This window comes from Nostoc sp. NOS(2021), assembly GCF_017115025.1.
Classification (GTDB): Bacteria; Cyanobacteriota; Cyanobacteriia; order Cyanobacteriales; family Nostocaceae; genus Nostoc.
This window is the reverse complement of record NZ_JABXKM010000123.1, coordinates 1-9406: the sequence shown is the minus strand read 5'-3', so window position 1 is coordinate 9406 and position 9406 is coordinate 1. Positions and strand designations below refer to the sequence as shown.

Below are 9406 nucleotides of genomic sequence, written 5' to 3'. Positions count from 1 at the left end.
GATAGTTTAGGGGTAGCCCTACGCAAAAATAGCTCGATGCCAGGGATCATAATTCTACAAAAGCCTCCTCATGATCATTTGAGGAGGCTTTTGTTATTGCTGAGAATCGTCAAGTTTTGACTGTGCCAGTTTCTGTCACTTAAGTTATTTTTACCCCACATTCGGCACTCTGAACTGGCACAAGTCATACCCAAACACTACGTGGCTGTTCTAAGTTCAGTTGCACCATAGATAAGGAAACGTTTGTACTGTATTGACGTGAATTCGACGGTTAGAAAAAGGCAAAAAGCTTGCTAGATATGAAGCATGAGAAACTGGGCAGTACCTAGCGATCGCTAAGATTGATTGACAATTGGCAAAAAATTCACAAAAAAACGCGCCCGTCTAAAAATATCTAAGAAAAATAAGGGTCTCGGCTCCTTGTTGGGTGTTGGGTTCAACAAGGCGACTTCCTCTCAAAAGTATTTTGTTCATGAACCGTGTCACTATAGAAAATAGAGCTGCAAATTGAGCAATAGGAAGACTAAAGAACGCTGTGCAGATAACATTCTTAGGGACGAGTTCCGGTGTACCCACACGATCGCGCAATGTTTCCAGTGTCGCCCTGAGATTACCCCAAAGGGCAGAACTGTGGTTATTCGACTGTGGCGAAGGTACTCAGCATCAAATTATACGGAGTGAACTGAAAATCAGTCAACTCTCCCGAATTTTTATCACTCATATGCACGGCGACCACATCTTTGGCTTGATGGGACTTCTTGCTACTTGCGGCTTGGCTGGCAATGTAGAACGAATTGATATATATGGCCCACCTGGATTAAATGATTACATACAAGCCGCCTCACGTTACTCTTACACACACTTTTCTTACCCGATCAAAGTTCACGCCATCCGTCCAGGGGTAATTTATGAAGACGATGACTTCACCGTTAGCTGCGGTAATTTGCATCACCGCATTACAGCTTTCGGCTACCGCGTAGCCGAAAAAGACCGATCAGGACGCTTTGATGTGGAAAAAGCCAAGGCGTTGCAAATTCCTCCTGGTCAGATTTACGGTCAACTCAAGCGCGGTGAAACTGTTACCCTTGCCGATGGACGGGTGATTGATGGCACCCAATTATGCGGCCCTACAGAAATTGGGCGAAAGATTGCCTATTGTACAGACACAATTTATTGTGATGGTGCAGTGGAATTAGCTCATGATGCAGATGTATTAATTCACGAAGCAACCTACGCCCATCAAGATGCAGATATGGCTTTTCAGCGATTACATTCCACAACTACAATGGCAGCGCAAACAGCTTTAGCGGCTGGGGCACATCGGCTGATTATGAGTCATTTTAGTCCCCGCTATGCTCCTGGAAATACCTTGGAGTTGAAGGATCTCCTCAAGGAAGCCCGTGCTATTTTTCCCCGTACTGATATTGCTTATGATTTCATGATTCATGAAGTACCTAGACGACGGGAAGTAGAGTTAACCAAGGTAGGTGTTTAAATTTTGGATTTTACAGAAAGTCTGAGCGGAGGTTTCTTTCCTTAGCGTCACGCAAAGCGAGTCCACGAGCGTCTCAGAAATTTCCAAGACAGATTTTAGATTTCCATATTGAACCCTTCTAATCTAAAGTCTAAAATTAACCAGGCTCTATGTTGGAGTTTAGTAGTCCAATTGATAACGTCCAGCAAATAGACAGCAGTTTAGTTTTCCGAGTAAGTCAACTAGTTAACCAATAATTTACGGTTAACTAGGTGTATCAATAATATACAAATAATATGGTTGAAATATTTTTCTCAATCTGTTTTTTAGATTACAAGTTATCAAAATAACTTTAATATATAGTAATGTTGTGAATCAGAGAATTTTTTACTTAAATACTTAGGAAAAATAATTAATTTTTCGTCAAGATTTTTCTTCCTTGAATAAAATATTTATTGAAAATTTATTCTTCCAACACTGATTAAGAATTTATATGCATGAATTGATCAACATGAAAGCACTAGTTGGCATAATATTGTGCCAAGTGAGCTTGTCATCGTTGGAAGAATAATTAAGTATGTTGTTGCAGCTATTAGGTGTAAAAAAATCATTTCGTGTTTCTCATAAATCTTCCAAATAAATATAGTGTTTCGATATTAGAGGAGTTTGATAGTGGCTAAGACTAGTCTGAATCAAGAGCAACAAGTTACTACTTCAGCACAAGGTGCAGTTGACATCAGACAACTATCTACTATTTTGCTTCGCCGACGCTTTTTAATCTTGGGGGTTTCCTGTGTAGTTATGTCAGTTGCTAGCCTCTTGGCTGTCATTGCCAAACCTACTTACCAGAGCAATATGCAGATATTGGTGAGTTCCAATTTATCTGAAGGGGCACAGTCAAATAATATCCCCGTAGGGGCAGATACTCAGATTAGTGATTCCAATTCTCAAGTTATTGATTACACTACTCAGATGAAACTCATGCTGAGTTCTAAGCTGCTCCAGAAAGCCGTAGATTTACTTCATTCTGATTATCCTGATATTACCTTAGAAGATATCAATGGTCAAAAAGAACAGAGCAAAAAAGCACCTCTGGAAGTGAATCCAGAAGAGGGAGGCATAGGAGCTAATAAAGTTTTTAATCAAGTATTTGAAGTTTCTTTCAATGATGACGATCCAGTTAAAGCGCAAAGAGTACTTCAATCTCTACAGAAAGTCTATCAAAACTACAATAAACAGCAACAAAAAGAGCGTCTGAATCAGGGACTGGCTTTTGTAAACGCTCGCCTACCTGAGATAAAAAAAGAGGTGAGTAAAGCTGATAAAAATTTGGAACAGTTTCGCAAGAAACATAAATTACTCGATCCCGAAGTCCAAAGTAAAATCCTGCTAGAATCTCTAGCCGATATTCAACAACAGCTACAAACCACTCGTGCCAACCTTCAAGATGTAAACGCTCGCTACGATAACCTAGAGCAACAAATAGCGTCTTCGTCCCAGCAGAATGCATTAATTTCTTCTCGTTTAAATCAGTCAAGCCGCTACCAAGCACTATTGAGTGAAATTCAAAAGACTGAACTAGCGTTGGCTAAGGAGCGGCTGCGCTATACAGAGGATTACCCATCGGTACAAAAACTAAAGCAGCAACGCCAAAGTCAACTGTCGCTATTACGACAAGAGGTGAAAGCCATTACTACTAGCAGTAATGGAGAACCCCTATTAAAAGGGCAAATGGTAGGGGTTGATCCAACGCTAGTAGACGAGTTTATTCTAGTGCAGACAACTGTTTTAGGACTAACTGCCAATGAAAAGAATCTAGCCGAGTCAGAACAGCGACTCCGCTCTGAGCTAAACAAATACCCAAGCTTAATAGCAGAGTACAACCGTCTACTGCCAAAGGTAGAAACTAGTCGCAAAACCCTTGAACAATTGCTCCAGGCGCAACAGTCCTTAGGACTGAAAATTGCTCAGGAAGGATATAACTGGCAAGTTTTGGCAGAACCTTCTCTGGGTAATTATATGGGAAACAACAGATTATTCCTTTTGCTTGGAGGAGCGATAATTGGGCCGATTTTAGGTATCTTAGCAGCCCTGATTTTGGAAAAGTTTAATGACGCTATTTATTGTGCGGGAGATTTAAAGAAACTGACGAACCTACGTGTACTGGGGTCAGTACCAAAACTACCGTCGCGTGGTGTGAAAAAGCGGCGGCTGGGCCTGCCTTGGAATAGGCGGCGAAGCTCAGATTCCTCTGTAATAGAAGCCAGTACTAGATTGCCCGTTCATGAAACCCTGGACATGATCTACCAAAATATTCAAATATTAAAATATCCTTTCCCCTTCAAGTCGCTGATGTTTACTTCAGCACTACCAGGGGAAGGGAAGACAACCTTAGTATTAGGGCTTGTGGCTAGCGCTACCCGGATGCATCGACGGGTATTAGTTATTGATGCTAACCTACATAATCCTAGCCTGCACAAAATCCTGGAACTATCAAATGACTGGGGACTATCTCTGTTATTAGTTGATGAGACAACTACTCATTTTCAAAATTACATCCAGCCCATTCACCCCTCCATTGATATTTTGACTGCTGGACCGCAACCAGAAGACACAGTGAAGTTGCTCAGTTCTCAACGGATGAAAGAACTAATAGAGTTGTTTGAGCAAACTTATGACCTAGTACTGATAGATGCTCCACCTATTTTAGGTACGGTTGATGCCAGGATTGTGGCATCTTTTTGCAATGGTATTGTGATGGTAGAGCGCATGGGGAAAGTGACCGGAACTGAACTGACTCAAGCAACAGAAATTTTGAGTAAGTTGAATTTAATTGGAATTATTGCTAATGAAGTGAGCAATTCTCAAAAGGTATTGGCATCGTAGGTAGACCGAAGAAGACGCAAAGAGTGGGAGATATGGCGACGCGGTGAAAGCAGGACGCAGAAAGTGGGAGATCAGCGAGGCTCTTGAAACTCTCCGTGTCCCCGTGTCCTCTTTTGGGCGGTTTTCAAATGCAGCCACGCTGATATTTGTCGGATGAAGCACAAGTGTCTACCTCTGGTAAGCGCGATCGCACATACCAGGGGTAGACACTTTTGCCAAGAGTGAGTGTCAAGATTAACTGATTTCTACCTTATAGCTAAAGCAAAATGCATAATTAGTAGGAGGTGGCAACCTCCTACGTTGGAGAAGTGTCTCATCTTAAAGTAGTAGACGCCATAATCCAGAGCGTCAATTAGATACTAGTGTGATTAGATGATCAACATGAAATTCCAACTTTACTTAGGCTCTTTATTTTCCCAGATTAAAGTACGTCATTGGTGGGTAAGTATCCTTTTGTGGGTAGCTTTGGTTGCCCCAGCCCAAGCGTCTGTAATCCTGCGCGTGGCAATTGAGAGGGGCGTTAATCAGGTAAAAGTGGGTAGTTCCACCACTGGGATCGTCAAGGATAGTACCGGCCGGACTCTCGGACAGTTGCCAGCGATGAGTGCATATTATGCCCAAGCCGTTCCTGGTGGAGTTGCTTTAGATAAATGGCAGTCTGGTTTATTTTGGATTGAGCCAACTGGTAAAGGATTCGTTTATATTGGCGATCGCTGGTATCGGGGTAGAACTCTGGTTGTCCCCACAGAAAAAGGCTTAACCGCTGTTAATTGGGTTGATGACCAAGAATATCTCTACAGCGTTCTTGGTGGCGAAATGGATGCTAGCTGGCCCCAAGAAGCTTTAAAAGCCCAAGCGATCGCAGCCCGCACCTATGCCCTCTACGAACGAGAAAAACAACGGAATAATCCCGTTTACGATTTAGGCAATACCCCGGATCGTTGGCAAATTTACAAAGGTGTAATCAGTGAAGCTCCTGCTACTTACGCCGCAGTGGATTCCACAGTAGGGCAGGTACTAACTTACAAAAACCGGATTATTCTCTCAGTCTTCCATGCTTGTTCTGGGGGACACACCGAAAACGTGGAAGACGTTTGGGGAAGCAACGAGCCTTACTTACGTGCTGTTCAAGACTACGATCAAAATATCAGCGAGTGTAATTGGGTGAAAACCTTCTCACCTACTGAAATTAGCGCTAAATTTCCTGAGGTGGGCAATGTCAAGGATATGATTCCAGAGATATACTCACCTTTCCGCAGTGTTAAAGTCTTGAAAATTGTCGGTAACAGGGGTACGAAGGTGCTACAGGGCGAGGAAGTGCGGACAGCCCTGAAGTTAAAAAGTACCCGCTTTACCGTCACCAAGGGAGCCGATGGTAGTTTTGTACTGCAAGGACTTGGCTTCGGTCATGCTTTAGGCATGAGTCAGTGGGGGGCGTACAATCTGGCTCGGCAAGGAGTGAACCACCTGCAAATTTTGGGACATTATTATCAAGGTGTAGCCCTAACACCAATTCAGGCGAAGTAGTCCACTCCTGTACTTAATTCAAAAGTCCAAATTTATAAACCTGCTTTGAAAATAGGGAATGGGGAGTAGGGAGTAGGGAAAAGAAATTTTCATTGCTCCTTGTGAGCGCAGATCATGGAGTCATTGGTTTTCATTTGCATTTATCGGCGAGCAGTATCGTACTTGTTATAACACCCAAAACTAAAAGGCAGGCGTAATGCCTGCCCTACAAAGCGATCGCATTTGTGTATCTGTTGAAAGAGGCGGTTTACAATGGGATAGACGCACTCGATATTAAGACATTCAAGCACGTGAATAAGTCTTACATCACTGCTAGTGATGTGCAATTGCTCGATCATCTGCACGAGCATATCAGTGCTAGGGGGAAAATGGATGATTTCATGCCCCATACCCAATTTAAAAATCTACCCCTCGTTTAAGTTCTACACCTTGATTAGCATAGTGTTTGTGGCAATAAACCTCTGAGTGGACGCTAGCTAGGTCGAAGTACGCTGGTGGATTTTGGCAGCGGCCAGTGATAATGATTTCGGTGTCGCGGGGTTTGCGGAGTAAAGCTTGGACAATGGGTTCAACGGGGAGTAGTTCTAAGTCAACGGTGGGATTGAGTTCATCGAGAATAATAGTTTTATACAGCCCAGAGGCGATCGCAACTTTAGCGATTTCCCAACCCCGTTCAGCTTCTACGTAGTCTAATTCTTGCCGGGAATTCCGCCAGACGATCGCATCTCGACCGCAGCGCTGATGATCCACCACTTCTGGATATGACTGCTGCAAGGCGGCGATCGCTGCGTCTTCTGTGTAGCCACTACCACCTTTAAGCCACTGCATAATCAACACACGGGTAGACCCTGGATGATTGATTCCCCTACCAATTGCCTGTAAGGCTTTGCCCAAAGCACTAGTAGACTTGCCTTTACCAGCACCAGTATAAATTTCAATACCTTCAAGTAAGAGGGCTTTGGCTGTTGGATGGTGATGAGGTTTCATTTCTGAGTGCAAATCTGCAATATCGAGCAACTTTTGCGGCGCGGCCCGTCCGGTGGCAATGATTTCCAACTGTTGGGGTTTGGATTTTAATGTCCGTACCACTTCATCCACTGGTAGCAAACCTAGATCCAGAACAGGGTTAATTTCATCCAAGACGACAACTGAATATAAACCACTGGCGATCGCACCTTTGGCCACATCCCAACCCCGCTCCGCTTCATCTCGGTCAAAGGTGGTAATTTCTTCTGGGCCAAAAAATTCGGCTCTCCCAGTGCGAACCTGGTCAATTAAATGGGGAAAACCGCGCTGCAAAGCTGCGATCGCGCCATCTTCGTCATAATCACGTTCCGGCCCTTTTAAAAACCGCAGCAGTAAAACACGGTTAGAATTGCTAGGCGTATTTATCCCCAAGCCAATGGAGCGCAAAACCACCCCCAAAGCCGCTTGGGACTTACCTTTACCCACGCCATCGTAGACGTGAATTTGACCAATGAGCCGTTCCTGACGCACTTGCGCTGTGCGAATACCAATACCGTTCCTTGTCATCTCTCGAAAAGCTATAACTATGGCAGTCTTTAATCTTACCTAACGTCTTGTACTCTCATCTTAGAAACTGCCCCTCTAGCGCGTCCGTACAAGGGTCAGCTTGATGTATTAACAATTTCAATAGAAAAATACTGGCACACCAGCATAGTCAAGGACTTGAACTTTGGGATAATTTCCCCCATCACCCTCACTATCCCAGTTATACTCACTACAGTTAACCCTTAGCCTTGACCATTTATGCCTGAAAATTGGATGCTTCCCAGGATTTTTCCCATTGGTGGAATTCTGTTTGACTTTTTATTTGTACTGATTGCCATCTCCATCGAAGCATATGTTTTGCACTATCGACTAAAATTTGACAAAAAATCCAGCACTTTTTATGCTATTTCTATCAATCTGTTTTCTAGTGTAATTGGTTGGTTCATATTTTTTGTATCAGAACCACTGTTGCCGATACAGGTTAAATCAGAATTAATTAACTATATGTTTTTTAATAATTTTAAATCCCCGGAGACACAAACTTTAATCATCTTAACTGCGTTTATAATTTTCTTTGCTACTTTTTTGATGAAATTTTTCCTTTTAAGGGTATTACTACTATCATTAAATGAACCAGTTGCTAAAAAAGAAGAGGAACCTCAAACATCTCAACGGCGGCGATGGCGTAGTTTTAGCAATCTTAGATTACAAAGTGGCAATTTAGTTACTACTACATTAATAGCGAATTCTCTGAGTTATAGTATGATCACAATTATTTTATTGTTTCGCTCAAAATAACAAGAATTTACTTGTCTAATTCCGAGGGAAAATAGTGATTGATTAACCAGGTGGAGAGAGGAATATGAATACACTACTTAAAGATGTATTTGGGGTTTTTAAATTTACTGAAGGGCTTTATGCAGGAATTAGAAAGGTATTAGTTCCACCCAAAGCTTATTCTTGGCAGACATTTATTTATCTGAGTGTTTTTTCTTGGGTACTTTCATATTTTGCTATAGGCTATATCAAAGATATTATTGCATTTTTTGGTTGGTTATTTTTAATTGCCGGCACAGCTTGGTATACAACTGAAGATCCTTTGAGGGTTCCTGGTACTTTTATGCCAGTCGGGGCAGTAATCACTGGATTTTTAGTGAGTGTTTTTGCATTTGGAAATCAACAGGACGTAATTACACCAAGAACAATCGTTTTTTGGCCGACAATTTCAGCACTAATTACGGCAATACCAGAATTTATTGAAGGAAATGACACCGACGCTAAAGCTCGAATTCCTAAGCCACAAGACCGCCAAAGAATCATAATTTTAGTTGCTAGTAGTATGCTGCTAAGTTGCTGGATTCAGTTTTACTTTGTGATGGATAATTGGTTACAACAATATCCCAGTTTGCAGGCAGATACTTTTAAACGTAGTACCTTTGTTGTCAGAACAGAAGAACCAGTAAAAATCCCCACAAATGGCGTTGTAATTCTAGAGAAACTTCAACCAATAGTAGTAGAAGAAATAGCCCAAACACCTTGGTCGGAAGTAGAGAAATGGTTGCTAGATGCGAAACAGCGGGTAGGAACTCTGGGTAGGGGAGTAATTCAAAAGAACCTGGGGAAATATGAAGAGAAGGAACTATGGCGCGTTGAACCGCGTGTAGCTAATACTAAGTCTGGATATATATTAGATTTATTAAGTATTTGGATAGGACCGAGTTCTAACTCACGGGGCTATTACTTGAAAAAATCTTGTCGGATTGAACCAGTTGCAGCAACCAGCAATTCAGGGAATAAGATTACAGTTGCAGAAATTGAATGCGATATCGCCAGTAAATTTATTCCTGGCTCACCGCCTCCGCAGCAGTGAGGAGTGGGGAATGGGGTAAAAGAGACAAGGGGACAAGGGGACAAGGAAGAATTATTGAAGAAGTCTCTCCCTTGCTGTCTCCTCCCAATGCCCAATGCCCAATGCCCAATGCCCAATGCCCAATGCCCAATGCCCAA

At 42.5% G+C, this 9406-nt stretch carries 6 protein-coding genes; 5 read left to right on the top strand and 1 reads right to left on the bottom strand.

Features of this window, described 5'->3' with window-relative positions:
* Positions 1-535: 535 nt before the first annotated feature.
* The 3 genes from HWQ41_RS15915 to HWQ41_RS15905 all read left to right on the top strand — a co-directional run bounded on the left by HWQ41_RS15915 (position 536) and on the right by HWQ41_RS15905 (position 5887).
* Complete coding sequence (locus tag HWQ41_RS15915; protein ID WP_292764486.1) at positions 536-1495, top strand: ribonuclease Z; 960 nt, start codon at positions 536-538, stop codon at positions 1493-1495.
* Positions 1496-2146: 651 nt separating this feature from the next.
* Entirely contained in the window at positions 2147-4360 is a 2214-nt protein-coding gene (locus HWQ41_RS15910) for an exopolysaccharide transport family protein (RefSeq protein ID WP_292764483.1), read from the top strand.
* A gap of 381 nt (positions 4361-4741) precedes the next feature.
* Positions 4742-5887 (top strand): SpoIID/LytB domain-containing protein, encoded by a 1146-nt coding sequence (locus tag HWQ41_RS15905; RefSeq protein WP_292764489.1) that lies wholly within the window; start codon positions 4742-4744, stop codon positions 5885-5887.
* 396 nt (positions 5888-6283) lie between these two features.
* Here HWQ41_RS15905 and HWQ41_RS15900 read toward each other — a convergent pair whose 3' ends face one another.
* On the bottom strand, positions 6284-7420 hold the full coding sequence (locus tag HWQ41_RS15900; protein WP_292764480.1) for a cob(I)yrinic acid a,c-diamide adenosyltransferase: 1137 nt from the start codon (positions 7418-7420) through the stop codon (positions 6284-6286).
* A gap of 237 nt (positions 7421-7657) precedes the next feature.
* On the opposite strand from HWQ41_RS15900, the gene fraC reads away from it, so the two are divergent.
* Positions 7658-8197: a filament integrity protein FraC gene (gene fraC / locus HWQ41_RS15895; protein WP_292764477.1), complete on the top strand. Its 540-nt coding sequence runs from the start codon at positions 7658-7660 to the stop codon at positions 8195-8197.
* Between the two features lie 64 nt (positions 8198-8261).
* A complete protein-coding gene (gene fraD, locus HWQ41_RS15890) occupies positions 8262-9269 on the top strand; it encodes a septal junction protein FraD (protein ID WP_292764474.1) in 1008 nt (335 codons plus the stop codon).
* The last annotated feature ends 137 nt before the right edge of the window (positions 9270-9406 follow it).

What these genes read in the sequence shown, in the direction of transcription:
- HWQ41_RS15905 (WP_292764489.1), top strand. Translation starts at nt 4,742, where the DNA reads ATGAAATTCCAACTTTACTTAGGCTCTTTATTTTCCCAGATTAAAGTA.
- HWQ41_RS15900 (WP_292764480.1), bottom strand. Translation starts at nt 7,420, where the DNA reads ATGACAAGGAACGGTATTGGTATTCGCACAGCGCAAGTGCGTCAGGAA.
- fraC (WP_292764477.1), top strand. Translation starts at nt 7,658, where the DNA reads ATGCCTGAAAATTGGATGCTTCCCAGGATTTTTCCCATTGGTGGAATT.
- fraD (WP_292764474.1), top strand. Translation starts at nt 8,262, where the DNA reads ATGAATACACTACTTAAAGATGTATTTGGGGTTTTTAAATTTACTGAA.